Below are 25,977 nucleotides of genomic sequence, written 5' to 3' on the forward strand. Positions count from 1 at the left end.
GAACGGCGCCCCTCGGGGCGCCGTTCTTTTTTTGCGGGGTCGGAACCCTTCGCTCCGCGAAGGGCTCTGACCCCATAGCCTTTCCAGGGTTCGGGGTCAAAGCCCTCCGCGTTGCGCAGGGATCCGACCCCGCGCCGCGCGCATCGTGCGGATGTTGTCTGCGACGAACAGGATCAACCCGGCCCAGATCGCCGCAAAACCAATCGCCTTGCCGGTGTCGAAAGCCTCGTGGAAGAAGAACACGCCCAGCAGCAGCTGCAGGCTCGGAGCGATGTACTGCAGGATGCCGACCAGCGACAGCGGAATGCGCTTCACCCCGTAGGCGAAACCGATCAGCGGCACCGCCGTGACCACGCCACCGAAGATCAACAGCAGATCGTTGCCCCAGCCCCAGCCACCGAAGAAGCCGCCGCCATGGCCGTTCTCGGCCCACAGCGCAAAGCCCAGCGCCGGCAGGAACAGATACAGGCTTTCCACCCCCAGCCCCGCCACCGGGTCGACCGACACCAGCTTGCGCAGCAGCCCATACAAGCCGAACGAGCAGGCCAGGCCCAGCGCGATCCACGGCGGCGTACCCGCATCGATGGTCAGCCAGGCCACGCCCACCGCGGCGATGGCCACGGCCACCCATTGCACGCGGCGCAGGCGCTCATTCAGCACCAGCACGCCCAGCAGCACGTTCACCAGCGGGTTGATGAAGTAGCCCAGGCTGGTCTCGATCACGTGACCGGCGTTGACCGCCCAGATGTACAGGCCCCAGTTGAAGGCGATGGTCAGGCTCGATATCGCCAGGATCGGCAGCGCGCGCGGTTGCGCGGCGATCTTCTTCCACCAGCCCAGCCGCGAGGCGATCAGCAGCCAGGCCACCACCAGCACCGTGCTCCAGATGATGCGGTGGGCGATGATCTGGAACGACGGCACCTCGTTCAGCAGATGCCAGTAGACCGGCACCAGCCCCCACAGCACGAAGGTGGACGCGGTGACCAGCAGGCCCCGGCGTTGTTCTTTCTCGTCCATGCTCATCGCTTGCGTGTCCTTGCCATCGTCAGTACCACCACACCCAGAAGTATCACCGCCATCGCCAGGAAGTCGCGCCAGCCGAAACGTTCGCCGTTCAACGCCGCACCCAGCAGGACGGCAATCACCGGATTGACGTAGGCATAGCTGCCGGCCAGCGCCGGGCGCACGTTCTGCAGCAGCCAGACGTAGGCGGTGAACGCCACGATCGAACCGAACACGCACAGGTAGGCCATCGCTAGCAGGCCACCGGTATCGGGCAGCGTGGTGGGGCGCTCGCCGACGACCAGGCCGATCAGCACCAGCAGCACGCCCCCGCAGATCATCTGCCCGGCGGCCGTCATGAACGGGCCCGGCAGGTCCTGCCCGCGTGCCCACACCGAGCCGAACGCCCAGCCGACCGGCGCGATCAGCAGCAGCACCAGCCCGGTCGGCGAGGCAGTCAGGCTGCTGCCGGCGTTGAGCCAGACCACGCCGACGAAGCCAACGGCGATGCCCAGCCATTCGCCCTTGCTGGCGTGCTGGCCACGCAGGGCCGAGAACAACGCCATCCACAGCGGCACCGAGGCCACCGCCGTGGCGGCCAGGCCGGATGACACCTCGCGCTCTGCCAGCACCACCATGCCGTTGCCCAGCACCAGCATGGTCACGCCCATGATGGCCAAGTTGCGCCACTGCCGCAGGCTCGGCTTCGGCATCTTCCAGAACAGGCGCAGTGCCAGGTACATCACGCCGCCGGCAATGATGAACCGGCTGCCGGAGACCATCGTCAGCGGCAGCGCGCCGCCATGCAGGGCCTTGGCGATACCCAGGTAGGTCGAGCCCCAGACCACGTAGACCAGCAGCAATGCCAGCACGACAAGGCCGCCCCGTGGGGCAGCCGCAGACGGAACGGGGGGAGCCGACATGACACACCAGGGAGCCGGGGGAAGACGGATTTTAGGACGTTTTGGTTATGGTCCGGCAGCCCATGTGGTGGCACGCTGTCATCCATCCATGTCCCGCCCGCCCTTCCGGCACCCGGCGTTGACGTGGGATGCAGTACCCAGGAGGCTGGCCGGCAGCGCACTGCGCGCCCCTGGCACCGATCTTTCCCGCATGGACGCACCGCATCGAGGAATTCCACCCAGATGAGCACCACGTCCCAACCCGCCGTACCCGCCAGCGATGGCGCCGCCCTGCGGCGTTCCATCTCCAACACTCTCAAAGGCTCCGCCGGCAACCTGGTGGAGTGGTACGACGTCTACGTGTACTCGGTGTTCGCCGTGTACTTCGAATCGCAGTTCTTCTCGCCTGAAGACAAGAACTCCACCATGTACGTGTGGGCGATCTTCGCCGCGACCTTCCTGATGCGCCCGATCGGTGCATGGTTCTTCGGCCGCTTCGCCGACCGTCATGGCCGTCGCCTTGCGTTGACGGTGTCGGTCACGCTGATGGCCTTCTGCTCGTTCATCATCGCCATCACCCCCACCGCTGCCAGCATCGGCATCTGGGCGGCGATCATCCTGCTGTTCGCGCGCCTGCTGCAGGGCTTCGCCACCGGTGGCGAGTACGGTGCCAGCGCCACGTACATGTCCGAGGCCGCCATTCCCGGCCGCCGCGGCTTCCTGTCCTCGTTCCACTACGTCACCCTGGTGGGCGGCCATGTGCTGGCCCAGCTGACCCTGTTCGTGATGCTGACGTTCTGGGCCAAGCCGGAAATCTCCGAGTGGGGCTGGCGCATCGCCTTCGGCATCGGTGGCATCGCCGCGGTAGTGGTGTTCTGGCTGCGCCGCGGCATGGACGAGTCGCTGTCGGAATCCTCCATCGAAGCCGCGCGCGAGGGCAAGGACAAGAAGTCCGGCTCGATGTACGAACTGTTCGTGCACCAGTGGCGTCCGCTGCTGCTGTGCTTCCTGATCACCGCCGGTGGCACCATCGCCTTCTACACCTACTCGGTGAACGGCCCGAAGATGATCCAGAGCGCGTTCGCCGGCAACGATCCGATGACCGGCACGATGATCAACCTGGGTGTGCTGGCCTTCCTGATGGTGTTGCAGCCGGTGGGCGGCTGGCTGTCTGACATCATCGGCCGCAAGAGCCTGCTGGTGTTCTTCGGCGTGGGCGGCGTGCTGTACAGCTGGTACCTGATCACCCAGCTGCCGCACCAGCACGATGCCACCCTCGCCTTCCTCACCCTGGCACTGGGCTTTGTCATCCTCACCGGCTACACCTCCATCAATGCCGTGGTGAAGGCAGAGCTGTTCCCCACCCACATCCGTGCGCTGGGCGTGGGCTTCGGCTATGCGTTGGCCAACTCGCTGTTCGGCGGCACCGCGCCGCTGTTGTACCAGGGCGCATTGAAGACCGGCCACGTGGACTGGTTCGCCATCTACGTCACCGCGACGATCGCGGTATCGTTGGTGGTCTATGTGTTCTTCCTCACCAACAAGGGCCCCAACTGGCTCGACGGCACCCGCAAGTAAGCGCGCCGTAGTGATCGCGGCCACCGGTGCAATGCCGGTGGCCGCCGCTTCTCCTGCCACGCCGCTGGTGTGGCTCGCACTGGGTCTGGGCGCGGCAACCCTGCTGGCGTGGCTGATCCGCCGGCCCGGCGCTCAGGCGATTTGGCCACGTATCGGCTTCGGTATTGCCCTGCTGGCGTTCTGCGCCGCACTGCTGCTGCAGCTGGCAGCGGATCTGGGTAGCGGTGCCAGCTCCTTGCATCTGCGTCTGAGCCGGGGCATCAACCCCGCGCCGGTGTCCGGCCTGCGCACGATGGTGGCCTGCTATCTGGCCGCGCTTGTGGTTGCCGGCTGGGGCGCCTGGAAGCTGCTGCGGAAGACGAGGTAGAGACAGCCGCTGGCCGGCATTGCCCTTTACCGGCGGGCGGCTTCGCTCTTCTCACGGGCGCCGTGGAATTCCGATTCCTTCTCCCACTGCGGCCAGCGACGGCTGTTGGCCAGCTCCGCGCCCAGGTCGTAGACCAGCAGGGTATCGGCTGCGTGACCCGCCGGATCCCAGCTCGGCGTCCACGCATCGCAGGCCTGGTGGTAGCAGTCGGCGAAGTACTTCTCGCGCAGCGCGCGGCCAGCCTCGACACCGCCGTCCAGCTTGTCCAGGCCCGGGCCGATGGTGATCGCCGGCACGCCCAGGCGGGCGAAGGCGAAGTGGTCGGCACGGTAGAAGAAGCCGGCTTCCAGGTTCGGGTCCGGGCTGTAGCTGCGGCCACGAGCCTTGGCCACGCGTTCCAGGTCGCCTTCCAGCGACACCCGGCCCTTGCCCCACGACGCGATGTCACGGGTGGCACCATCCGGGCTGAACATCTCGATGTTCAGTACCGCAGCGGTCTTGTCCAGCGGCGCCAGCGGGTGCGCGGCGTAGTAGCTGGCGCCCAGCAGGCCCTTCTCTTCGGCGGTCAGGGCGACGAAGTACAGGGTGCGCTGCGGCTGCGGGCCGGCGGCGAACACCCGGCCCAGTTCCAGCACGGTGGCCACGCCGGTGGCGTTGTCGATCGCACCGCGGCGGATGCGGTCGCCCTTGGCGTCGGCCTGGCCGATGCCGAAGGCATCCCAGTGCGCCGAGAAAATCACCGCCTCATCGGCGTGCTCGCCGCCGGGCAGTTTGGCCACTACGTTGCGGGTCACCACCTGCTCGCGCTTGAGCGCGAAATCGACGCTCAGCTTCGCGTTGTCCAGCGCAACCGGACGGAAGTCCGCGCTCATCGCCTTGCGCTTCTCGGCATCGAAATCCAGGCCGGCGTCGGCGAAGATCGCCTCGGCCAGCTCGCGCTGCATCCAACCGCGCAGCGGCGTGTGCTGGGCCATCGCTTCAGCTTGGCCGCGCTCGATATCGAACAGCGGCGAGGTGCCCGAACTCTTCACCGTGGCCCAGCCATAGGCGGCCGGTGCGGTCTCATGCACGATCAGCACGCCTTCGGCACCGCGGCGCGCGGCTTCTTCGAACTTGTAGGTCCAGCGGCCGTAGTAGGTCACCGCCTTGCCATCGAACGCACCCGGCGCATCGGCCTCGAAATCGGCGTCGTTGATCAGCATCACGGCGATCTTGCCGTGCAGGTCCACGTCCTTGTAGTCGTTCCAATGGCGCTCGGGCGCGTCGATGCCGTAGCCGACGAACACCAGCGGCGCATCCTTGATCTGCACGCGCTTGCGCGGCTGCAGGCTCTGCAGGGTCACGTCCACGCCATTGGCCAGCGCCCGCTTGCCGCCCTTCAGGGCGAGACTGGCCTTGGCCGGGCCATCCAGCTGCGCGCGCACCAGCGGCACGGGCTGCACCCAGCTGCCGTCCACACCACCCGGCTGCAGGCCGTAGCTGCGGAACTGCTCGATCAGGTACTGCACGGTGCGTTCTTCGCCTTCGGTGGCCGGCGCACGGCCTTCGAATTCGTCCGATGCCAGCACGCGCACATGACGCGACAGCGCCTGCGGATCGATGCCGCCGCCGGGCAGGTCATTGGCCGCATGGGCCAGGCCACCGACGAACAGGCAGGACGACAGCAGCAACACGCGCATCGGGTTCACGGCAGTACCACGGCTAGCTTGGAAGTCACCAGAGTGTAACGTGGTCGTGACATCGCGGCGCAGCCTGGGCGCGCGTCATTCACGCGTGGCGTGGATCTACCGCGACGCGCGGTCCAGCCAGCAGGCCAGGCCTTGCGCGTTGAGTTCGATATCCATCGCCAGCACCTCGGTTACCGCAGCCTGGTCCAGTGCGCAGCCATGCTGCTGTGCACGCTCCAGGTACAACGCCTGCAGCGCGGCCAGCAGGCAGCGATGACGGTCGGGACGGCCGTCGCACTGGCGGCCGATGGCCGCCATCGCATCGATCTGTTCGAACAGATCCTCGGCCAGCTTTTCGACCTGTTCGACACGACCATAGTGGGTCAGGTACATCGCCTGTGGTGCGTAGCCGAGCATGCGTTGGATCGACGCCTTCATCGCGTCCGGATCGAACTGCACCGGCGATGAGGTGGGGAAGATGAAAGCGCCCTGCGCACTGTCCAGTTCGCGGTACGAGATACCGAAGGTATCGCCGGTGAACCAGCTGCGGCTGTGCGCATCCCACACGCAGTAGTGGTGCAGCGCGTGGCCCGGGGTATGCAGCAGCACCAGCTCGCGGCCTGCCAGGTCGATGCGCTGGCCGTCGTCAGTCACCACCACGCGCTGCTCGGGAATCGCTTCGATGCGGCCATAGCTGCGCGCGATTTCCTCGGCGCCATAGACGGCGGTGGCGCCGGCGATCAGCCGGGTCGGATCGATCATGTGTGGCGCGCCGCGCGGGTGCAGCACCGCACGCGCATTCGGCAGCTGCTGCATCAGCAGGCCAGCGCCGCCGGCATGATCCAGATGCACGTGGGTCAGCAGCAGCCAGTCCACCGCCTCCACGCCCAGCCCGTTGTCGGTCAAGGCCTGCAGCATCGCCGGCACCGACAGGCCGGTACCGCAGTCGACGAACGCAGCACGGCCGTTTTCGATGATCAGGTAGGCGGCATCGAAATCAGGCCGTTGGAAACCGGTATCGATGGTGTGGATGCTGGGATCGGCGGTCATCGACGCGCACCTGGCAGGATCGGGAACAGAGGCCCATGGTAGGCGCGCCGGCATGGCGTGATCGATGCGGCTTTGGTCGGAGGGAGCAATTCTGTAGAGCCGGAGCCCACGCTCGGCAGCCTTTCTGCCAGACATCAGCCGAGCGTGGGCTCGGCTCTACAGAGGGCACACGCGGGGCGCTACATCAGAGGCGCAACCAGCGCGGGCGCAGCAACAGGGCCATCACCAGCACCGCCAGAAACGCGCCATAGGCGTACAGCACCGCCAGCACCTGCGGCCAGATCGGTCCGGCGCCCGGCTGTACCAGACCGATGTGGTGGCCCCACAGCATGGCCACGATGCTCAGGGCGAGCGCCAGCGCCAGGGTGGCGCCATCGAACAGGCGTCGCCGCGTGGTACGCGGCTGGCGCGGAAACAGCCAGTACAGGCTGCCGAGCAGGATGAACCAAGGCAGGAACAGCAGCAGCGACAACCAGGCCATCGCAGACTCCATGTCATCGCGCCAGGGGCGCGCGGACATCATGCCATGGCCGCAATGCCCTGTAGAGCCGAGCCGATGCTCGGCTGCTTTTCCGCCAAGCCGAGCGTGGGCTCGGCTCTACATATGCAAAGCAAAGCCGAGCGTGGGCTCGGCTCTACAAAGGTGGTGCAGGTCAGGCCGCTTCGCGCAGCACGGCCAGCGCCGCCAGCACCGCATCGACCTCGGCTTCCAGCTTGAACAGATCGCTCTGCAGCTGGTCGCCCTGCTCGGCCTGCTTCAGCACGGCGATCAACTGGCCGGCATCACGCGGCGAGTCGAAGCCCTCGCTCTGGATCAGCAGCGTGCCGTCACCTGCAGTCAGCTTGAAGTAGAAACGGCCATCCTTCTCGCGGTACTGCTTGAACAGCGGCGGCGCGGCGCGGGCTTCACCGGCATCTTCGCTGGCGATGTCGCCGGCATCGGACAGATCTCGCAGGCCCACCGCATGGCGCAGCTCTTCCAGCAGCGGTGCCGCCAGCTGCTCACGCAGCTGCTGGCCACGGCGCTTGAGCAGTGCCTCGATCTTTTCCGGCTCGGCCATCAGCGCGTTGTAGCGCTCGCGCAGCGGCGACAGTTCGCTGTCGATGCGCTCGAACAGCTGCTGCTTGGCATCGCCCCAGCTGATGCCGTCGGCGAAAGCCTTGGCGAAGGCAGCGGTCTGCTCCGGGGTGGCGAACGCCTGGTACATCTGGAACAGCGCCGAACCTTCGGTGTCCTTCGGCTCGCCCGGTGCACGCGAGTCGGTCAGGATCGAGAACACCAGTTTCTTCAGCTCTTCGCGCGGCACGAACAGCGGAATGGTGTTGTGGTAACTCTTGCTCATCTTGCGGCCATCCAGGCCCGCCAGCGTTGCCACCTGCTCGTCGATCACCACGTCCGGCAGCGGGAAATACTCCTTGCCGTACACGTGGTTGAAGCGCTGGGCGAAGTCGCGCGCCATCTCGATGTGCTGGATCTGGTCACGGCCCACCGGTACCTGGTTGGCCTTGAAGATCAGGATGTCGGCCGCCATCAGCACCGGGTACATGAACAGGCCGGCGCTGACACCTGCGTCCTCGTCCTGGCCTTCCTCACGGTTCTTGTCCACCGCCGCCTTGTAGGCATGGGCGCGGTTGAGGATGCCCTTGCTGGCGATGGCGGTCAGGAACCACATCAGCTCGGTGGTCTCGCGGATGTCGCTCTGGCGGTAGAACCAAACGTGTTCCGGGTCCAGGCCACAGGCCAGCCAGCTGGCAGCGATCTCCAGGGTCGCGCGCTGGGTGCGCTGCGGGTCCTGCGACTTGATCAGGCTGTGCAGATCGGCCAGGAAGAAGAAGCTCTCGATGTCCGGCGCGCGGCTGGCCGCGATGGCCGGGCGGATGGCGCCAACGTAGTTGCCCAGGTGGGGCGTGCCGGAGGGGGTGATGCCGGTAAGGACTCGGGTCGTCATGACTGCGTGCGGAAACCTTCTATGAACGGAGCCAGTTTACCGTGCACACGGTCAACCCCGTCAGGGCCCCCGGCGCGTTCATTCACCCAACCCCGCTGGAGACGCCCGATGAAACGCCTGCTGCCCCTGCTGCTGATCCTGCCCCTGGCCGGCTTCCGCCCGGCCCCGCTGCCCCCGCCGATGCCGCAGGACGGCCCGGTGCGCGTGGCCCTGGTCGACCGCGACCGCGGCACCGAGCTGCGCAGCTACCCGGCCGACGGCCAGCGCTGGGTGGCCGGTGAGCGCGGCCATCGCTATGCGGTGCGCCTGTACAACGACAGCCCGCGCCGGGTGCTGGTGGTGCTGTCGGTGGACGGCGTCAACGCCATCTCCGGCGAAGATGCCGATCCGTCGCAGACCGGTTACGTGCTCAACCCCGGCCAGCGCGCGGACATCACCGGCTGGCGCAAGACCCAGGACGAGGTGGCCCAGTTCGTCTTCAGCAGCCCCAGTGGCAGCTACGCCAGCCGCACCGGCCGCCCCGACAACGTCGGCGTGGTTGGCGTAGCGGTGTTCGAAGAGGCGCGCCGCTGGTACCCGCGTCCGCAGCCGATCCTGCGCGAGCGCGCCGGGCCGGCACCGGCGGCGGCCGAAGCCTCGGCGGCCGCCGACGCCAGCGCCAGCCGCATCGAAGGTTACTCGGCCAAGTCGCAGGCACCCGCGCTGGGCACCGGTCACGGTGCACGCGAGCGTTCCTCGGTGCGCGATACCGATTTCGAACGCGCCACCCGCAGCCCGGCACAGGTGCTGCAGCTGCGCTACGACAGCGCCCGCAACCTGCGCGCACGCGGCATCCTGCTCGATTCGCCGTCGCGCCTGGACCGCCAGCCGCAGGCCTTCCCCAACCGCTACGTGCCCGACCCGCCGGCACGTTGATCGCCACACAGCGCAACGCCCGCACCTTACGGCGCGGGCGTTGTCTGTGGGGGCAGAACGCGGGCGTGCGGCGCCCGGTTACTTCCGGTTACTTGTAGTCCGGATAATCCTTGTGCATCGCCTTCTCGAAATCGCGCACTTCGGTTTCTGCGCGATCCTTGGCCCAGCCATAGCGCTCCTGCAGGCGGCCGGCCAGATACTCGGCATTGCCCTCGGCCACATCGAAATCGTCATTGGTCAGATCGCCCCACTTCGCCTGGGCCTTGCCCTTGAGCTGGGACCACTTGCCGGAAATGATGTCTTTGTTCATTGCTGAGGCTTCCTTGGAATGCAACGGCGTTGTTACCGTGGCTGCAGCATCGCGCAGTGCACGTTGAAGCACGGTCAACCGGCCATGAAAACGCTGCTCACCTGCTTGAATGGTTCACTACGCATCCACACGCGGCGTCCACACCCGGCAATCGCGCATGAAAAAGGCCGGGAAGATCCCGGCCTTTTCCGTACTGCGCACCACCTCAGGCTCAGTTGCCCTTGGCAGCATCCTCAACCTTCTCACCAGCCTTCTGCACGTCCTTGCCGGCACCGGCAACGGTGTTGCAACCGGCCAGCAGGGCCACCGAAAACATCGACAACAGCATCAGGGCAACTACGCGCTTCATGGGCTTCTCCTTGGGTTTGCCGCTACACCGCTCAATTACGGGGTTCGGTTGTATTGATCGGGGCGGCAGGCTGGTTGAAGCCAACACTGCCGCGTGAGGTGCAATCTGGCGGCAGGGGCGTGGAGCGCGTGTGAACGGTTCGTCCAACCGTTCAGGCTGGACCCTCTCAGTCGCGCATCAGGGTCGATTTTCCGAACAGGCTTTCCACCAGATCCACGGCCAGTTCGGCGGTGCTGTTGTGGTTGTCCAGCAGCGGATTGAGTTCGACGATATCCAGCGAGCCCATGCGCCCGCTGTCGGCGATCATCTCCATCACCAGCTGCGCTTCGCGGTAGTTCACCCCGCCCGGCACGGTGGTGCCCACGCCCGGGGCGATGCTCGGGTCAAGGAAATCGACATCGAAGCTGACGTGCAGGTGGGTGTTCTCGTCGATGCCGGCCAGCGCCGCTTCCACGGTGCGCTTCATGCCGTTCTCGTCGATGTAGCGCATGTCGTAGACATCGACCTTGTGGGTCTTGATCAGGCGCTTTTCTTCCGGATCCACCGAACGGATGCCGATCTGGTGCATCTGCGAAGGCTTGATGGCCGGCGAGGTGCCGCCCAGCCTGGTCAGCGCATCCGGGCCGAGGCCGCACAGGCAGGCCACCGGCATGCCGTGGATGTTGCCCGACGGGGTCACCTCACTGGTATTGAAGTCCGAATGCGCATCCAGCCACAGCACGCGCAGGTCCTTGCCCTGCTCGCGGCACCAGCGTGCAACAGCGGTGATCGAACCGATGCCCAGGCAGTGGTCGCCACCGAGCATGATCGGCATGCGGCCGGCCTGCAGTTCGGCGTAGCTGGCTTCCATCAGCGCGTGGTTCCACGCCACCACTTCGTCCAGATGCCGGTAGCCCTGCACCGGCGCGGTCCACGGATTGCGTGGGCCGTCCAGGTTGCCGAGGTCGCGCACGTCCACGCCACGCGCTTCCAGTGCTTCAGGCAGGCCAGCTACGCGCAGGGCTTCCGGCCCCAGCCGCGCGCCGCGATGGCCCGCGCCGATGTCGGTAGGGACGCCGATCAGGGTAACGGCGGGATGATGGGCCATGGGTGCCTCCTGCGAACAGAAAAAGAAGCACAGTCTAGCCAGACGCATGTGACACCACTCGCGGCGGTGCAGCAGGGCCGGGCCGCCGATCTCGTCGGGTAGGACTTCCCCAGTCGGACGCGTAGGAATGAGGCTGCGGCGTGATGCGGTTCACTGTAGTGACGGTTTCGCCTCTACAGCCCGTCCGTGATCGCGGCGATGTTCCGCGTCCCGAATGCAGGATTGAAGACAGTGAAAAGCAGGCTTCTGCTTGTCGTGGCAGCTACCGTGGCAGTGGGTGCAGCACTGCCCTTTGCCCATGCGATCTGGCCGTTTGGCGGCTCATCGAGCGTGTTCGGGCCGGTATCCTGCAGCGAGTGCAGGGGGCATGTTCCTGTCCCGGACAGCGCCACCCGGGCCTTCCTGATCAGATACACACAGATAACCCAACAGAGCAGGCGTGGCACGTTCAAGGAATCGATCCAACCCGGCTCCAAGGTCATCGTGTGCAACGCGTCGCACTGTGTGACCTACCAGATGACCGACAGCCTTGACTGGAATGGAACGTCACTGGAGCCCATCACGGCTCAGCGGTGACGTACCGGCGTCAGGCTCTGCACCTGGCCATTGTTGCGCATCATGCACAGGAAGCGACCCTCAGGATAATCAATGATCAGCTCCTGGTAATCGCTGCCCACCGGCAGCTGGGTCACCAGCGAGCCCTGCGCGCCTTTGCGCGTGTTGCACGCGCCCAGTGCGGTGTCGCCGGCCGGGGCGCTGTGGGCGGTCCTGGACACATTGCGGAAGGTAGCACGGCAACCGCCGTTGACCCACACCGAATGCCGCGACAGGCCCCAGTTCTGGCCCTGTTCGCATCGCGTGTGGCTGAGCTGCCGGGCGACCTCTACCGTGCCGCGGGTATCCATTTCGCAGGAGACTTGGCGCTGGTCGGTGGAGTCGCAGGTCACTTCGCTGGGCAGCGACGCATCGCTGTCGTCAGCGTTGCCACGGTGTTCGCGATGCCCAGATGATGCCGGCGCGCCACCGGCGCTGGCCTGGCAGATGCCGTTGGCGCCGTCGCGGCCGGTGTAGCTGATCTGCGGCGCGCCATCGTCGGCGGTGGTGATCGACACCGTCACCCCGCTCTGCGCATCACGCGCTTCGAAGTAGCGATCATTGAAGCGCTTCAATGCCGCTTCGCGCCCCTGCACGTAGACCGGCCCACCCTCGTCGGCGTGGATATCCAGTCCACCCGGGCAGGTGGCGTTGAAGAACGGTACGGCGGCCATGGCCGGGGCGACGAAAGCGGCACACACCAGTGCAGCGGCAAGGGAAACAGCGTGGCGGCGCATGATCGGTTCCCGAAACGGCCCCTAGGGGCAGAGGGCGATAGTATGCAGCGCAGCAACCGGGGCAGGTCGTGAGGAGCATCAGGATTCCCACAGCTGGATCGCCTCCGGTTCTGCCACGGGCGGGCGCTATCATTCCCACACCACACGGATGATCGGACCACCGCATGGCCTTGCCCGCCTCTCCCCACGCGCAGCAGTCACTGCTGGAATTGCAGCAGCGCATCCATGCATTCAGCCTGGAAGAGGCCGACGAGTACGACCTGGATATCGACGACCCCGCCGGGCCGTTGTGGTCGGCACTGCAGACGCGGCTGACCGTGGCCCCGCTGTACGGTGGCCTGCATGTGGAATTTTTCGGCAACCCGTGGGACGCGCCATTCGAATGGACGCTGGCCTGCCTGTCCGAGCCGGCCGTGGCGTCGAGCATGATGTCGCTGTGCTTCACTGGCGGCGATGAAGGTGCCAACGGCACGCGCGAATGGGAGTTCACTCCCCTGCTTGACAGCCCGGTGCAGTTTCCGCGCCTGCGCTCGCTGGTGATCACGCCCACTGCGCCGGAACACCACAACATGTCACTGGTGCAGCGCGCGGGCACCATCATGGAAGAAGACGGCGAGATCGCCCGCTTCGTTGCCAAGACGCCGTATCTGAGCGAACTGGTGGTACCCAATGCACCGGATGCCAGCTTCTTCGAGGTGCCGCTGCCGCATCTGAACATGCTGCGGATTGGCGGTGGCTGCGACACCCAGCGATTCATCGAGCACCTGGCTGCATCGCGCAACCTGCCTGCACTGGGCCTGCTGGACTTCAGCGAGTCCACCGAACTGCAGTTCACCTGGGCCGATGTCCGCGAGGCCGACGCGGTGACGTCGTTTGCGGCGTACGAGCGTCTGTTCGCTAGTAACGCTTTCGAACCGGTGCACGGCTTCCGCCTGCGTAACAGCGCGCTGTCGCCGGAGCAGTTGCAGGCGCTGCAGGCGATGCGGCCGGGCCTGCAGTTCATGGTCATCCAGGCGGGCATGGGCGGTTACGTCAGCCATTTCGAGAAGAACGTGTTCCCGTGGCGGCATCTGGTGCCGGGCGATAGCGGGCAGCGTTGACGATTGTTTGGTGCTGCGCGGATTGTGTGTGAGGTACCGTACGGCGGTTAAGCCAGCTTTGCAGTGCAGGCAGCGCGTGGCCTGCGATGTTGCGATGCAGGCGCTCGCGACAGAGCGCCGCGATCACGCCTGCGCGTGGTGTCGCTTTTGCCTAGATGGCAGGCAAAACAAGCCAATCGCGATAATTCATTCTTCCTTTCGGGAACGGCGAGTTCATCAGAACAATTGATTGGTGCGTCACGACTTGGCGTGCCCAAGATGAATTGCTACCTGCATCGGCTAGCCGGGACTTCCAAGCCCGAGCTGTGAAGATGTTTACGCTTGTCAGTCGGCGTCGCTGGGTTGTGGGCGACGCCGACTGGCAATCCGTCTGTCGCGCTATGGCGGGCGGTGCGTGGGGGCCTCGTGCCCGCCGGCTCTTCACACGGTCTTGGAAGCCACGCATCGTCCGCCACCCTTCGCCGGTGGCACCTCCGTTCCTGTCGAGGATGCCCGCATGTCCAAATCCCGCCACCCGTATCTGGCAGCCACGCTCGGCGACGCTATCACCCGCCTGCCGCCCGAGCTGGCCCAGCCGCTGGAAGCCGCCTTCGCTGCCGCGAACGAAGCGCCCTGCCCCATCACCCTGCGCAGCTGCCTGCAGCAGATTGCGGCCGGCGATACGGCCGACGGCCAGCCATGGCATGGGCCGGTCCGCACGCCCGGCGAGGCCGTCGCCAACGCCCGCCGGGATCGCGCCGCCACAGGCCTGGTGTCGCTGCTGGAGCTTTATCACGCGACCGAGCGCGTGCGCGTGGATGGCGAGCCGAAGGACGATATCGGCGACGGCACCCGTGAAGGGCTGCTGCTGGCCTGCCGGGGGCTGGCGGAGTATGTGGCGCTGCAGGTACGCGGCACTTGAGGATGAACGCGTCGCTATCGCCGACCCCGCTATCGAGGTGGCGCCAGTACGTAATCGCCGGGCCGGGGCCCTGCGGATATCGACCACCCCGGCGCCAACGACAGTGACCAGCCGTGCCCCTGCATCAGTGAACGGGAGTCATGTGGCGCTTCGACAATCACCGCCTTCCAGTCGCTGCGCATCACGGCGCCACCGGTCACCTCCAGACGTCCCCACTCATCAGTGAGACGCATCTTCGGGTAGACCGTGCCCACACCTTCCAGTGGTTGAAGATCATTGGGATCGAACTGGATACGCATGCTGCGCAAGTCCAGCCTCAGCAGGGGGCCGACCACGAACCGCGCGCGGAGACGATCAAGGTCTGCCAGACGCTGTTGTTCACGGGTGACCTCGGCATCGCGCAGGGCTTTACCACCCCACCGCGCTGCGGCGGCTGGAACGGCATCGGCATCAGAAGGGAGATCGGCCCCCATCGCTTCGCGCAGCTGCGTTCCCAGGTCTCGCGGGTTCTGTGCAAGGCGGTCCCGCCAACCCGGAGCGGTCTCGTTCAACAGAAGACCATAGGCCGTACCCGTGGCATAGGCGAAGGAGCGTACGAAGCTGCGGTCATCGACGTGCGCACGCAGATCATGCAGGGCGGCCAGAATCCGCGCCTCGGGTGTTGCGCCACCCACCATGACGCCGGTGTACTCGGCCAGCCCCTCATTCAACTCCAATGCGGCCTCTTCCTGCATCGCCGATGGGTACCGCCGGTATCGTTCGGCACGGAAGACGAGCGCATCCATGATTGCAGCATCCCGGTTGCTGGGATGGCTGGCCTGCAGTGCCGCCGCGAGCGCCCGCCACTCAAGCTGCAGGGTGTAACGACCTTCGAGAGTGTCCAGGTGCGCATTCTCTCCAGCGGGCAGACTCATGATCGGCAGCGTGGGTTGCACGCGATGGAACATTTCATGGGCCATCAGGATTGCGCGCAGACCGGCATCCTCTGGCAGCGGCCAAAGCAGCTGGGTCCAGCGGGTTCCGGACCACTCCACAGCCGTATTGGCCATGGTGGCCCCAGGCGGAAGCTGACCAACGAACAGGCCGCCCTGGGCCTGCAGTGCGCCCGCTGCGTCGGCTTCCGAGGCGACCACGCGCCGCGTGGCGGGATCGACCAGCATCATCGGGCCGCACAATGAGGCGCCCCACAGGCGCCCTGCATCAGCCTGGCAGAGTGATTGCGCCTGCTGAAACGCCCGACCCGCGGCGTCGCTGCTCGGTGCCTCCTGCGCAGGCGCGGACCCTGCGGCAGTCAGCAGGAGGGCAAGCAGGGAGAAAGGTCGCGCGTCCATGGCGTATCCGTACGTGGCTGGCGTGCCGGCAGTCATAGCATTGGCGGGCGCCAGCCAGCAATGCGGCGGACGTCATGCCACGCCACAGAGTGGCGGTAATCAAGTTTGGACAAGAGACGCTGGTTATCCGGGTAGTTTCCCGGCGGACGCAGAAAGGCAAGTGCACCGCGCTGGCCTTTTTCGTTGAAACCCCTGATTTCAAGGCGTTTCGGCGTTTCCGAAGTGGTGCGCTTATCCGAACCACAAAGCCACCACAACACGCTGATGTTTCTATGAATACTGCGTCCGTAAAATTCTAAATACCCCCATAAATACCCCCACAACGACCGGACACAGATGAACGAGCCGCTGATGGGCGTCCAAGCCGTCAGCCTAGCCGGAACTTGCATGTCCGTGTGTCGATGATGTTTGAGCCTGCAAGTCGGCGTCTGAACTTGGCTGGCCATCTAGACTGGCAATCCGGCTGCAGGGCTCCCATTAGCCTCGACCTCTCTACGCGAAAGGCCCGGCGGGGACCGGTCTCTCGGGGGGCAGAGCCTGCGCCTCAGTCTGGAGTTTGCGCAGCCACACAGCATCCACGCCACACCGCGAAGATGCCGCCTATCGCTGCCTCCCATCAAGCGCGAGTTAGCGCACAGTACGCTCTTCAATCATCCTGATTGCGCTGATTGCCGAGGCTCCGTTTTTTGGGTCTCGACTCAGCCTCCGCAAGATGAGCAGGTCATCCTGATCCCCGATATATCCCAAAGCATCGATTGCGAATTTGACGACCCCGTCCACATCATGCTTGAAGTGCGGAAAGTAGCCAGTCTGCTGATCCGGACTCTGCAGGCACCTGCGGCAGACATCTATGACTAGGGTGGGAAATCTCTGTACAACCGACTCCCGCATTTCTCCCTCGTGCACAGTAGAGTCCACGACCAACCGCAGTGCCGAGGCCGCTCCAGTCTGGTTCAGATCTAGCAAGCGGTTAAGTGCAGCACTTGATCTTGCTTCGATCTCAGCGGGGACCAGGTCCCCTCGGTGGATCCAATAGTAAAGATCAGCCAATGATTCGAGTGCAAGGCCTGCCATCGACTGTCCCGCAAGCTGACGGGCGGGCAGCTCCATCCCCAGCATACCGAACGCCACATGCGCCCAGACAAACACCGCGATCGCCTCTTGAGGCATGAAGCTGTCGACTTTGGGCAGCTCCAACCACTTGCTCAGCGCTGGCGCGACCTCAGGATCGTTAGTCTTCGCAAGCTCTTGAATAACCGATGTTAGGAATAGCCCCGCATATTCAGCACCCAAGCAAGCCATTCTCAAGAACTCTTTCTTCTCGTCAGAACCGAGCTCATTAACCGCATCAAAGTACCTTGAGGAGAAGGGGTGATCAAACTGACACAGATACGCCGCCCAGGCGTGCTGACATGTTTCAGCACTGCATGGCCCAGACAAGATTTCCTGAAGCTCCACCTTGACCACGTTCGAGTACTCGAACGACTGATCCTCAAGCGCCCCCATTCCTTCAAGAGCCTCGACCACAATCCCGGAAAAGACGGGATTTAGCCTAGGCAACAACGCCTCCAAAGCATCAACAAGCTGCCGCCAACACGACTCATTTGTAGGATTAAGAAGCTGTGTGTAGTGCAGCAACTCAAGCCGCAGGTGGTAAGGAAGTCCTGACCACCTTTCACCTAGGAGAGGGAGTATGTAAGGCAACGCCGCCCCCTTTTCGCCAGAGAATCTGGTCAGAACTAGCATTAGGTACAACTGCCCAGGCGACTCCGCCACGGCCCACCCCCTCAAAATTTCATCGGGGAGCGCCAATTCCCGTCGTCGAACCGCAATCCGTCCTTCAGAGATCACTCGGATCAGTCGCGCCATCCCCACCTCATGCCCAAGCACATACGTATCAGCGAACAGTCCGTCAAGCAGCGCCCTCTTCTTGGTACCTGGCTCGCTCTCTAGTTCCCAGAACGCGCGTTGAAGAGAGAGATCCAGGGTTCCCACAACTCGAAGAAGTGCCTGGACATGGCGCCCTTCCCCAAGCTGATCACAGATAGACGGCATAAGGGCAAGCTCGGAAGGCGTCCAGTACAGCGCACTCTCCCGATCGCACCCTCCACTACCCCAGATCCCCAGACCCGGGCAGAATCTGAGACTTGTAGCTTCATGGGCCAGCTTCTCCATGACCCTAGTGCTCGCTGCTGTGACCCAACTTCGCGCCATTGATCCACACTCGCCTGCTGCGGCCCGCCGAATGAGGTCGGCGTCTCCTGTTGCAGAGAGGACTTCGGCCACTAGCTCATCATCTTCGTAGGCACCTAGAATTAGCGACCTTGAGCTGTGGTGTACTGGCGCAAGAAGGTCATCAAGGGCCTTGTCAACTTCCCGGCGACTGGCTCTCGCCACAGATTCCGCGACAAACGCACACTGGATCAACTCGTGCCGGAAGCTGACCCTATCGCCGCGCCTCACAATCATGTCCGTCCCAAAGATCCTGCCCAACACGTCACTTGACACCCGATGGCTATCGGCCAAGCGATCCAGCTCACGGATGGAGAGACTGAATGAGATGCGATCCACCAGGTGCTTTGCTACGGCCGCAAGCAAGCGCACACCGTCGAACTGATCGGCCCCGAGCTTCTTCCTTGCATAGGCATCGAACAGTGCAAAACGACTCGCACCCTCAGCCAGCTCACTACCTACCCGCCCCACCAGGTCCGCCTCAAAGCCGCTTGAAACGGAGTCAAGAAGCTCCCTAAGGCGGCAACTGCCGCTCTCACTGCCTACGCCGGAAATAGCGGCCTTAAGCTGATTGCTGGGCCTACTCACAGTCACAGAAACGGCAGAGATGAGGTCTGGCCTAGAGATTTCCAGCTGGGTTGAGATAACCAGGCGGCAGCCATACCGCGTGCTGGCCGCTGCCAGGCTACGCGTCAACGCCATCTGCAGATCGGCACGGCATTCGTTGTATCCGTCTATGATGAGAAGGACCTGGGATCCTGTCGCCAAGGCTGATCGGATTAGATCCTTAGAAGTGGGTACACCAAGCAGACTTACCTCTCGCTCAACCAAGTCCTGGAGCTTGCCAGTGAAGTACTTGGCCTGAATCAGGACGGGTACCTGGCCCCGATCCAGGCCGTGCATTGCGATCTTCTTGGCTAGCAGCGTTTTTCCGCAACCTGAAGGTCCGCCAATCAGAAGATCATCGCCATCGACCCCGGCCCGCGCAGCGACTTGGATAGGATCAGAGGGGGTGCCGTCTAGTAGGTAGGCATCGGCGAGCAGCGACCCAGCGTCTGCGGAGTGAAGTCTCTCCAACTCAGCTCGATACGCTGCGAGTAGATCGCGGCAATTCAGGAAGGACTGATCCAGCGCCTCCTGCGGCGTCTCTACACGGCGAAGGTGAATTGCCGAGGCAAATCTACGCCACTGCGAGATTGGCAACGCTAGCCCTGTCGGCTGCAGCCTAGTGGACGAGAGCCCTTGCAGATCGGTGATAGCAACTTTGAAGTCATTGGGCGGTAGATCGGAGCCCTTGGGAATTTTAGGCGTGATTACGACGGCGGCATCCGGATAGCCTTGGTGCTCGATGCCGGACTGCCTCAGAGCATCCCGAAGCGCGTTCTTCTCCGCCAAAACCTGTGCATATGGGTTCCCAACGGATCGCCTCAATCCACTGGATAGCTTCATCGTCCACAATCCGTTGACTCCGCCCTGGACTGATCTAGAGAAGGCCTTGGCCTCGATGACCAGCGTTGCGGAATCAGTGGCCACCAGGAAGTCAAGCTGACGCCCCCCTACATGGAAGTTCGCGAACACCACCGCGCTAACTCGCGCTTCTGACAGCCACTTGATCAACGCCAAGAAGACCTCGCGCTCCGACAGCACCTCTATTGGGGCACCAATGTAGATCTCGACTCCAGAACGGTCCAAGCTCGCGCCCCATCTCATGAACGACGATTGTTCGTGACGCATTTGACCATTGATTCAGGCCAGCAGCTAGACGCCGTCGATGCTGGGACCCGCTACGCGGAATGAGAAGAAGCACGGCGACGGAAGGTAGCCATCGCGACCATCGGCAACCGCTGAGGCGCCTATGCGCTGAAGAGTACACTGCAAGATACTGCACCCCAGACGTAGCGCTCAGAGCCATCCCCTGCAGGTCAGTACCATGGACTCAGTTGGTCCGCGCTTCTTGAGCTCCTAGATGCGCCCACAGTCCTGCTCAATAGACAATCCGCTGGATGCTAATCCTTAGCAGGATCAGTTCTGTATCGACGCTCAGCAGGAACTATCAGCCGTGCACCCCATCCTGCAAAGCACGCGGCCCCTCACTTGCCAAGACTAGGCGGCAGAGGTCCGACACAGCTGGGATGCCAGTTCCACGCACAGATCACCAGATAAATAGTAGAAGGAGCTAGTGAAATGAGTATTGCGGTAGAGCTTGAGGACGGAGAAGTGGTCTTTCGCGTGCTGGCATGGCAGCGACGGTCGATCGCGCTGGAGAAGCCAAAGGCATTTAAGTTCACCGTGCAGGGGTTTGAGTGCGCGGTTGTGATTCGTCCTGAGCACAAGGATATCGAGGATCAACTGAACCACGGCGGCGCACTTCTTAGCATTGAGTTCGGGTGCCCGGACATCGACCTCGTGCGAGCAGCCGGTGTTGGCATTGACCTGCTTGAGGACATTCTCTGCGCGCTTTCTCTCGTGGATGGCATAGACTTCCAACCAATTCAGCTACGTTACGTCGAGCGCCTTGAGCATGACGGATCGCGCGAGTTCCTCCAGTTCCTTGATCTTTCGGTCAACCACTGGGGCAAGAGTATTTCGGATAGTTCGCTTGCTCAGGCAAGGACGCTGGTCGCACACTGGGATGGACTTGAAGAGGGGCATCGGCTACGCCGCGCAGCGAAGCTGTACGGTCGCGCCATTGGTGAAGCTGATGTGTTGACGGCCTTCCTGAACGCCTATACGGGCTTGGAGACGCTAGAGGTCCTCTTAGCCCCGCGCTTCGGGCTTAAGCATGGTAGCGAGCAAATGACGGGCAAGTGCTCAGAGTGCGACCACACTTACACTTACAGCAAGACGGCTCTAGTGGGCGTCCGCGCGTTCGTTCTCGATGGAGAGACGGTTGAGACTGCAGATCCCCAGAGGCAGAGGGAGTGGAGAGGCTTCAACAAACTTAGGAACCAGACCACTCACGGGCTTGAGGATCTCACTGACCTGATCTCGCGAGGAATTGAGTGGCTCCCAGGCGCCATGCATCATCTTCATATAGCGATATGCAGAGAGTCCCATGCTGATGAGCTGATCTCTGAAGAATACCGCATGCCGCGTGGGCCTTGCCGTTACGCAATGGCTGGGATCTACCGCCCTACCGAGCCCGAGACTGAAAGCATTGAGAGTTGGTCTCCGGTACTCGAGGCGCACCCAGCCAAATGGGTTGAGCATGAACGGTTTGGTCGAGTCCCAGAGTTCTGCATACGGCCACGGACCGAAGCTACAGAGCTGCGGTATGGAGGATTGCAGTTCGAAGGCGACATTCGAAGCGCCACGATGAGCTCCTTCAAGAGTGCAACGATCGAGCGCGGCGAGCCCATGGACGAACTGCCAGGCGGGTAGTCGCTAGCGCCTGGCGTGGATGGCCGCGTCTTCGAGCATCGCGGCCAGGCTTTGCGGGTCAAGATCAGGGGTGCGCCTGACTGGCGTAATCGATGGCACGGTAACTGCACGCAAACTACGTGGCGACCATTTGAGGGCAAGCGGCGGCTGTAACAGAGCTGCGACGTAATGCTGGTCTACCTGAAGCAACAAGAGATACCAGCCAAGCACGTAAAGGCCTCGGAGGTCGGTCTTCTAAGCTGGGGCTAACGTCACCCCAGGCTCTTGAATTGGCGTAGGTCGGCCATTAGGCGTCCGTCATTTCAGCCCGCCGCTTGGCGGACGTTAGATGGGGGGGACTACCGCGTGCTCGGTTGTCATCCACACACCTCCTTTGTAAATGATCTGAACGTCGCCTCTCGTATTGTTCGACGGGCTGCCTACAACTGATTCGTAGAGGTGTTCATAGTTGTATGTTGCGATCTTCTGCGGCCTTGACGTGAAAAGAAGCTTCACATCACATGGATGAACCCTGGAAATAAAGTTTTCGAACGCTCGCGATGGACGATGCTCCGAATTCTCCTCGTGTGACAGGAGAAGGAAACAGGGCCCCTTTTGGAACTGGAGCCCAGCTTCCAGCAGGGCGTGGTAGAAGTATTTGTTATTTCCACCATGGTGAGCGACCTGAACTATAGGCAGGTATGTTTTCAGCTCATTGATAAGCTCAGGGTAGAACAGAAGATTGGAGCGCGTGCTTTCAGGCTTTACGAAGTCTACAAACCCCGTGTCGCCCGAGATCAAGACACCTTGGCCACTATGGCTGAAAACCATTGAGTAGCTAAGTGCATTAGAAGGAGTAATGCTTTTCACTGGAACATGCTGCATAAGTGCAAATGCAACGTAGTGAATCGTCGGCAGCCTTTTCCAGTGCTTCTTAATTAGACCCTTTGAGGGCCCCAGCAACACAAGCTTGGGAAGACTCGGCACTTCAGGCACCCCAAGGAGAAACCTGTTCCATCGCGGGCACCAGCAGTAAGTATCCGGCTTCCCGTCGGCAATTGACTTGAATTCAATGCAAACCCTCTTGCGCTGGAGAGCCTCCACTACCCGCGCCAAATGAATTGCAGTAATAGCCTGATCAGAAAGACTCTTCTCGATTCCTGCCAGCGACCTGATCTGCGGATCAGTCGCACCGCTATTGATATAGGTTCCGGCCAAAGACCCAATATGATCGGCAGCATTGCGAACCCAGTACTGCCACTTGTAGTACTCGTCTTCCCCGTAATTCTTAGCAAGCATCTCGACTATGTCAGACGCAGGTGTGGGCAGGCCTTCGCCCCCGCATGTAGCCTGACTGCCGTTGGCAATGATCGCACCCGCCACGCGACTGGCCTGGCGGAAGTACGCCTCCGATTGATCCGGATCGTCCTTGCAGCGTTCCCAATCAGGAACATCCAACTTGAGCTCGTGCTCACCGCGCTGCCAACGCGCCTGCACGTCAGTCCGGATCTGAGCGACAGATTCTATCGTGCGCGCCTTGTGATCCAAGTACCCCCGCAATCTCCCTCGTCCGCGATCAAGATCGCGAAATGCGTTACCTAGGTAGTCACCCAGCTCCGGCTCATCCTGCTCCTCCCATGCGACAGTGTCGTCTGCCGCTACAGGAGGCAGCCACGCCTCACTAATTTTAAAGTTCTCAACAACTGGAACAAGCTGGTTGAGATGGTCACCGTCATAATGAGTACATATCAGCAGATCGATAGGATGGTACCCGTCTCCGTCTGCCAGCAGCTTCTGAAGCTTCAGAAGCACGTGATCTTTCTTGTAGGCTCCATGGCTGCTGCCCGCATCCGCAAGGACGCGAACCGTCCTCTTTCCCACCTGGAACTGAAGCAGCATCGATGCACCAAGCTGCACTTCCAACATGTCGACCTGAATTTCGCTCACACTCCCTCCTTGAGGTATTTGCGCAATTTTCCAATGCCGCATAGAGCAAGACCAAGGACGGATAGTCTCCTGATTGCGCAGGGGTCATCGAGATCTGAGCTCACGCAACTGGCTTTCTTCATCGGCCTTTGCCCCCTCCCCCTGCACCGATGGTATCAAGGCTCCAGCGCCCCAAGGACACGCACCTCCGCACTGTCTTTGCTTAGAGTGGTAACAAGGAGATCGCCCCCCAGCGACTCTCCGTCCCACTCGCCTATTCAGCCACTTAGCCTGTAGACGTCCTGCGGTCAATATCTCCGATAACGAGAAGCTATCATTCCTTACCTCAAGAGGCTCTCCTGGAGAAGCCATGCCACCGTTGAGTCGCTGCACCAGTGCAGGCGTGGCAGTGGCACTTTTCGCATACGCCGTTGCCTCGAACCGCTGGCTCTGAGGTGACCAACCACCCGGCACCAGCTCCGTGTGGAGCATCTCAGCCCGTAAGCCAGCTTCTAAGGCAGCCCGTTCATAGTTCGGCCAAGGCTGGTCGATGCCCCCCCCCAGCTCACGCATCAGCTGCTCCATCGTGAAATCGCTTCGGAAGCTAGCCTGTAGATAAAGCTCCTATATCCTCAGAAAGAACTGAGTTGAGCCGCGGGTCGCTAACACCGGATCGTGTTGCGGAATCAACCGGGCCTTCGCACTTGCAGACGTAGCGCCAGAGAAGGCATCTTCCGCGAGGGTGTCGACCGCCACCAGAAGCTGATCAGGACGAAGCAGAACGTTGAGAATACTCATGCAGCGCCAAGGGATGACCTGTGGAGAATTGATCAGGATCAGGTCGCTGAAGCGGACCCTGGACTTCGTCAGATCCACAATAGACGTGGATGTGTCGGGTAGGGAGGGTAATCCCCCAAGAATCGCTTGATTCCGACTCTTAGTTGGCAATGGATTCGGGCCCGGCGGAGGGAGCACTCCCGGGCTTGGCACTTATCCGCCCATGGCCTCTCTCAGGAAACCTAGACCAGGTTGCAACCAGTGGCAGCGATTGCAGAGAGTATGATTGTTGTATGGAAATAATCTATCTAGACCAGAATCATTGGATATCGATGGCCCGCGCCAAGGTGGGCAAGGGATCAGAGGGCGCCCAAGACTTGTACAGAAAGTGCCTTCACGCGGTGGCGAAGGGGCGGGCCATCTTTCCACTCTCACTGTCGCACATCCTAGAGACTTCAAAGAGAAATGATGCTGAGAGCAGAAGGAACCTGGCCTCGGCGCAGGCCGTACTGAGTAGGGGCTATGTCTACTGCAGTCGCACTGCTCGAATAGAAATCGAGGTTCGAGATCTACTCTCCGACAGTTTCGGCCTGGAAGCTTCACCGCGCGTCCCTCACTGGGCAATTGTGCCTGGCTTCTGGCAGGCATTCGCTCCGCTTGACAGCCTCGTAGCCCCACAGCAGGGCAATGCATTTCTGGAGGCACTCTGCTCCAGAGGTAGCCCGGCCGAAGCGTACCTGGACTTCATGACCGGCCAAGACGACGGCGAGAGACGCCATGCGCACGCAATGCTATCCAAACTAGCCGACAAGGCCGTTTCGGACATCGAAGAGAGGCGTACTCGACTGCAAGGGATTCCTGTAGAACTACGGGTTCGAGTGATGTCGGCCATATTGTTCCAAGAGCATCAAGAGCTATTCCAGCGCGTACTGAGTGATCTGAACAAAGGCATCACTGATCTGGCTGCACTTGGCGACTGCGCAGTCACAAGCCTGATCACTAAGACTCCCACCTTAAGTATTGAGGCAGAACTCTCAGCCCGCCGTGAAGCTGAGTCCGGGAAGATCAGCCCGAATGACCTGTTTGATATGCAAGCAATGTACACATCTGTACCCTATTCGACACACGTGATAGCCGAGAAGGCATCAATCTCAAGGGCACGCCAAGCGGGTCTTGACCGGAAGTACCGAGTGAACCTGTCGAGTTCGCTGGACACACTACTTGATTGCGAAGGCTTCGCGCAGTTCGATTAAGCCTCCCCCTAAAGGCTCCGCATGCGGCTAGAACTCGAAGTCCTCACCCACTTGGTCCATCTCCCCCAACTCAAAGTGAACTCCACCAAGCATCCTGAAGATGCTATCCATGATTTCACTGAGCTGCCGGACGTTGATATGCCGCAGATCTGGCAGTGACTCAGACCCTTGCTTTGTGGTTGGGTACCGGATCGAGAACGATTGCGGATCTACCTTGTCAATCTGCTCGATGAAGCTCTCAATGGCAGGCAGCTCGGCATCATCTTCGCGCGGGGTCAACTCATCCTGAAGTGGTCGCAGCTCGCTCCACATTGGCATCAGCCCATGACTGTGGTCATTCTTGGACGCCTTTCCGGCCAGTCTCCTTGCAAGCGGCAGCAACATATTCAACTGAAGCTCAATGCCCTGCCTGTAGACGAACACCAGTGGATAAACCACTCTATCCTGACTACCTTTCTGCTGACTCAGTGCGTACAGAATGGCATCTGCAGCGTCCTTGTAACCGGCCGCGTACAGGCCCATCGCCACTGCGGAAGTTACTGGATGCAGATAGATACTCAGGGCGTCAACTGCATACATCCTAGGCAGCT

The 25,977-nt window shown here is 62.3% G+C and carries 22 protein-coding genes; 8 read left to right on the forward strand and 14 right to left on the reverse strand.

The features are described from left to right. Positions 1-96 precede the first annotated feature (96 nt). Both rarD and yedA read right to left on the reverse strand, forming a co-directional pair. The gene (gene rarD, locus AC13GI_RS08895) at positions 97-1,023 is read right to left on the reverse strand and encodes an EamA family transporter RarD (protein WP_482996058.1); all 927 of its coding nucleotides are present in this window, start codon (positions 1,021-1,023) and stop codon (positions 97-99) included. Beyond that, positions 1,020-1,925 (reverse strand): drug/metabolite exporter YedA, encoded by a 906-nt coding sequence (yedA, locus tag AC13GI_RS08900; RefSeq protein ID WP_346578470.1) that lies wholly within the window; start codon positions 1,923-1,925, stop codon positions 1,020-1,022. The genes rarD and yedA overlap by 4 nt, the downstream gene beginning before the upstream one ends. Positions 1,926-2,147: 222 nt before the next feature. Here yedA and AC13GI_RS08905 point away from each other — a divergent pair, with 222 nt between their 5' ends. Next, positions 2,148-3,482 carry an MFS transporter gene (locus AC13GI_RS08905; RefSeq protein ID WP_482996059.1) on the forward strand — a complete coding sequence of 445 codons (1,335 nt, stop codon included), beginning with the start codon at positions 2,148-2,150 and terminating at the stop codon, positions 3,480-3,482. Between the two features lie 31 nt (positions 3,483-3,513). Then, entirely contained in the window at positions 3,514-3,849 is a 336-nt protein-coding gene (locus tag AC13GI_RS08910) for a hypothetical protein (RefSeq protein WP_482996129.1), read from the forward strand. Positions 3,850-3,875: 26 nt separating this feature from the next. On the opposite strand, the gene AC13GI_RS08915 is transcribed toward AC13GI_RS08910, so the two are convergent. The 4 genes from AC13GI_RS08915 to AC13GI_RS08930 all read right to left on the reverse strand — a co-directional run bounded on the left by AC13GI_RS08915 (position 3,876) and on the right by AC13GI_RS08930 (position 8,515). After that, on the reverse strand, positions 3,876-5,528 hold the full coding sequence (locus tag AC13GI_RS08915) for a M28 family metallopeptidase (RefSeq protein WP_205405845.1): 1,653 nt from the start codon (positions 5,526-5,528) through the stop codon (positions 3,876-3,878). Between the two features lie 105 nt (positions 5,529-5,633). Then, positions 5,634-6,566 carry an MBL fold metallo-hydrolase gene (locus AC13GI_RS08920; protein WP_482996060.1) on the reverse strand — a complete coding sequence of 311 codons (933 nt, stop codon included), beginning with the start codon at positions 6,564-6,566 and terminating at the stop codon, positions 5,634-5,636. A 184-nt stretch (positions 6,567-6,750) separates the two neighbouring features. Further along, positions 6,751-7,047 carry a hypothetical protein gene (locus tag AC13GI_RS08925; RefSeq protein WP_265952137.1) on the reverse strand — a complete coding sequence of 99 codons (297 nt, stop codon included), beginning with the start codon at positions 7,045-7,047 and terminating at the stop codon, positions 6,751-6,753. Between the two features lie 172 nt (positions 7,048-7,219). Beyond that, complete coding sequence (locus AC13GI_RS08930) at positions 7,220-8,515, reverse strand: tryptophan--tRNA ligase (RefSeq protein WP_099819623.1); 1,296 nt, start codon at positions 8,513-8,515, stop codon at positions 7,220-7,222. A gap of 108 nt (positions 8,516-8,623) precedes the next feature. Between AC13GI_RS08930 and AC13GI_RS08935 the strand changes: the two genes are divergently transcribed. Then, positions 8,624-9,430, forward strand: a complete 807-nt coding sequence (locus AC13GI_RS08935; protein ID WP_380658142.1) for a hypothetical protein — start codon at positions 8,624-8,626, stop codon at positions 9,428-9,430. A gap of 88 nt (positions 9,431-9,518) precedes the next feature. On the opposite strand, the gene AC13GI_RS08940 is transcribed toward AC13GI_RS08935, so the two are convergent. The 3 genes from AC13GI_RS08940 to rocF form a co-directional block, all read right to left on the reverse strand. Further along, positions 9,519-9,740, reverse strand: coding sequence for a CsbD family protein (locus tag AC13GI_RS08940; protein ID WP_025878332.1), 222 nt, complete (start codon positions 9,738-9,740; stop codon positions 9,519-9,521). Between the two features lie 211 nt (positions 9,741-9,951). Then, the gene (locus AC13GI_RS08945) at positions 9,952-10,089 is read right to left on the reverse strand and encodes an entericidin A/B family lipoprotein (protein ID WP_019661832.1); all 138 of its coding nucleotides are present in this window, start codon (positions 10,087-10,089) and stop codon (positions 9,952-9,954) included. 166 nt (positions 10,090-10,255) lie between these two features. Then, the gene (gene rocF / locus AC13GI_RS08950; RefSeq protein WP_164280003.1) at positions 10,256-11,176 is read right to left on the reverse strand and encodes an arginase; all 921 of its coding nucleotides are present in this window, start codon (positions 11,174-11,176) and stop codon (positions 10,256-10,258) included. Positions 11,177-11,407: 231 nt separating this feature from the next. On the opposite strand from rocF, the gene AC13GI_RS08955 reads away from it, so the two are divergent. Beyond that, positions 11,408-11,752, forward strand: a complete 345-nt coding sequence (locus AC13GI_RS08955; protein WP_482996061.1) for a hypothetical protein — start codon at positions 11,408-11,410, stop codon at positions 11,750-11,752. Here AC13GI_RS08955 and AC13GI_RS08960 read toward each other — a convergent pair. Beyond that, positions 11,743-12,507, reverse strand: a complete 765-nt coding sequence (locus AC13GI_RS08960) for a DUF3011 domain-containing protein (RefSeq protein WP_482996062.1) — start codon at positions 12,505-12,507, stop codon at positions 11,743-11,745. The genes AC13GI_RS08955 and AC13GI_RS08960 overlap by 10 nt on opposite strands. 164 nt (positions 12,508-12,671) lie before the next feature. Between AC13GI_RS08960 and AC13GI_RS08965 the strand changes: the two genes are divergently transcribed. Beyond that, complete coding sequence (locus tag AC13GI_RS08965; protein ID WP_482996063.1) at positions 12,672-13,607, forward strand: hypothetical protein; 936 nt, start codon at positions 12,672-12,674, stop codon at positions 13,605-13,607. A gap of 496 nt (positions 13,608-14,103) precedes the next feature. Further along, the gene (locus AC13GI_RS08970; protein ID WP_482996064.1) at positions 14,104-14,508 is read left to right on the forward strand and encodes a hypothetical protein; all 405 of its coding nucleotides are present in this window, start codon (positions 14,104-14,106) and stop codon (positions 14,506-14,508) included. Between the two features lie 29 nt (positions 14,509-14,537). Here the strand turns inward: AC13GI_RS08970 and AC13GI_RS08975 are convergent, their stop codons facing one another. After that, positions 14,538-15,839, reverse strand: a complete 1,302-nt coding sequence (locus AC13GI_RS08975) for a hypothetical protein (protein WP_482996065.1) — start codon at positions 15,837-15,839, stop codon at positions 14,538-14,540. Between the two features lie 627 nt (positions 15,840-16,466). Beyond that, positions 16,467-19,763, reverse strand: a complete 3,297-nt coding sequence (locus tag AC13GI_RS08980) for an NERD domain-containing protein (RefSeq protein ID WP_482996066.1) — start codon at positions 19,761-19,763, stop codon at positions 16,467-16,469. Positions 19,764-20,255: 492 nt separating this feature from the next. Here AC13GI_RS08980 and AC13GI_RS08985 point away from each other — a divergent pair, with 492 nt between their 5' ends. Further along, positions 20,256-21,452 carry a hypothetical protein gene (locus AC13GI_RS08985; RefSeq protein ID WP_482996067.1) on the forward strand — a complete coding sequence of 399 codons (1,197 nt, stop codon included), beginning with the start codon at positions 20,256-20,258 and terminating at the stop codon, positions 21,450-21,452. Positions 21,453-21,776: 324 nt separating this feature from the next. Here AC13GI_RS08985 and AC13GI_RS08990 read toward each other — a convergent pair whose 3' ends face one another. Further along, a complete protein-coding gene (locus AC13GI_RS08990; RefSeq protein ID WP_482996068.1) occupies positions 21,777-23,378 on the reverse strand; it encodes a hypothetical protein in 1,602 nt (533 codons plus the stop codon). A 1,049-nt stretch (positions 23,379-24,427) separates the two neighbouring features. On the opposite strand from AC13GI_RS08990, the gene AC13GI_RS08995 reads away from it, so the two are divergent. Continuing rightward, positions 24,428-25,387: a hypothetical protein gene (locus tag AC13GI_RS08995; protein WP_482996069.1), complete on the forward strand. Its 960-nt coding sequence runs from the start codon at positions 24,428-24,430 to the stop codon at positions 25,385-25,387. 27 nt (positions 25,388-25,414) lie between these two features. Here AC13GI_RS08995 and AC13GI_RS09000 read toward each other — a convergent pair whose 3' ends face one another. Then, the gene (locus AC13GI_RS09000; protein WP_482996070.1) at positions 25,415-25,966 is read right to left on the reverse strand and encodes a hypothetical protein; all 552 of its coding nucleotides are present in this window, start codon (positions 25,964-25,966) and stop codon (positions 25,415-25,417) included. Positions 25,967-25,977 lie beyond the last annotated feature (11 nt).

It is taken from the genome of Stenotrophomonas sp. 82F1 (assembly GCF_056861525.1).

Bases quoted from the DNA above. Each gene is read 5' to 3' on its own strand.
- AC13GI_RS09000 (WP_482996070.1), bottom strand. From the start codon at position 25,966: ATGTATGCAGTTGACGCCCTGAGTATCTATCTGCATCCAGTAACTTCC.
- AC13GI_RS08935 (WP_380658142.1), top strand. From the start codon at position 8,624: ATGAAACGCCTGCTGCCCCTGCTGCTGATCCTGCCCCTGGCCGGCTTC.
- AC13GI_RS08945 (WP_019661832.1), bottom strand. From the start codon at position 10,089: ATGAAGCGCGTAGTTGCCCTGATGCTGTTGTCGATGTTTTCGGTGGCC.
- AC13GI_RS08915 (WP_205405845.1), bottom strand. From the start codon at position 5,528: ATGCGCGTGTTGCTGCTGTCGTCCTGCCTGTTCGTCGGTGGCCTGGCC.
- AC13GI_RS08925 (WP_265952137.1), bottom strand. From the start codon at position 7,047: ATGGCCTGGTTGTCGCTGCTGCTGTTCCTGCCTTGGTTCATCCTGCTC.
- AC13GI_RS08965 (WP_482996063.1), top strand. From the start codon at position 12,672: ATGGCCTTGCCCGCCTCTCCCCACGCGCAGCAGTCACTGCTGGAATTG.
- rarD (WP_482996058.1), bottom strand. From the start codon at position 1,023: ATGAGCATGGACGAGAAAGAACAACGCCGGGGCCTGCTGGTCACCGCG.
- AC13GI_RS08985 (WP_482996067.1), top strand. From the start codon at position 20,256: ATGAGTATTGCGGTAGAGCTTGAGGACGGAGAAGTGGTCTTTCGCGTG.
- AC13GI_RS08970 (WP_482996064.1), top strand. From the start codon at position 14,104: ATGTCCAAATCCCGCCACCCGTATCTGGCAGCCACGCTCGGCGACGCT.
- AC13GI_RS08910 (WP_482996129.1), top strand. From the start codon at position 3,514: ATGCCGGTGGCCGCCGCTTCTCCTGCCACGCCGCTGGTGTGGCTCGCA.
- rocF (WP_164280003.1), bottom strand. From the start codon at position 11,176: ATGGCCCATCATCCCGCCGTTACCCTGATCGGCGTCCCTACCGACATC.
- yedA (WP_346578470.1), bottom strand. From the start codon at position 1,925: ATGTCGGCTCCCCCCGTTCCGTCTGCGGCTGCCCCACGGGGCGGCCTT.
- AC13GI_RS08905 (WP_482996059.1), top strand. From the start codon at position 2,148: ATGAGCACCACGTCCCAACCCGCCGTACCCGCCAGCGATGGCGCCGCC.
- AC13GI_RS08960 (WP_482996062.1), bottom strand. From the start codon at position 12,507: ATGCGCCGCCACGCTGTTTCCCTTGCCGCTGCACTGGTGTGTGCCGCT.
- AC13GI_RS08930 (WP_099819623.1), bottom strand. From the start codon at position 8,515: ATGACGACCCGAGTCCTTACCGGCATCACCCCCTCCGGCACGCCCCAC.
- AC13GI_RS08975 (WP_482996065.1), bottom strand. From the start codon at position 15,839: ATGGACGCGCGACCTTTCTCCCTGCTTGCCCTCCTGCTGACTGCCGCA.
- AC13GI_RS08920 (WP_482996060.1), bottom strand. From the start codon at position 6,566: ATGACCGCCGATCCCAGCATCCACACCATCGATACCGGTTTCCAACGG.
- AC13GI_RS08995 (WP_482996069.1), top strand. From the start codon at position 24,428: ATGGAAATAATCTATCTAGACCAGAATCATTGGATATCGATGGCCCGC.
- AC13GI_RS08940 (WP_025878332.1), bottom strand. From the start codon at position 9,740: ATGAACAAAGACATCATTTCCGGCAAGTGGTCCCAGCTCAAGGGCAAG.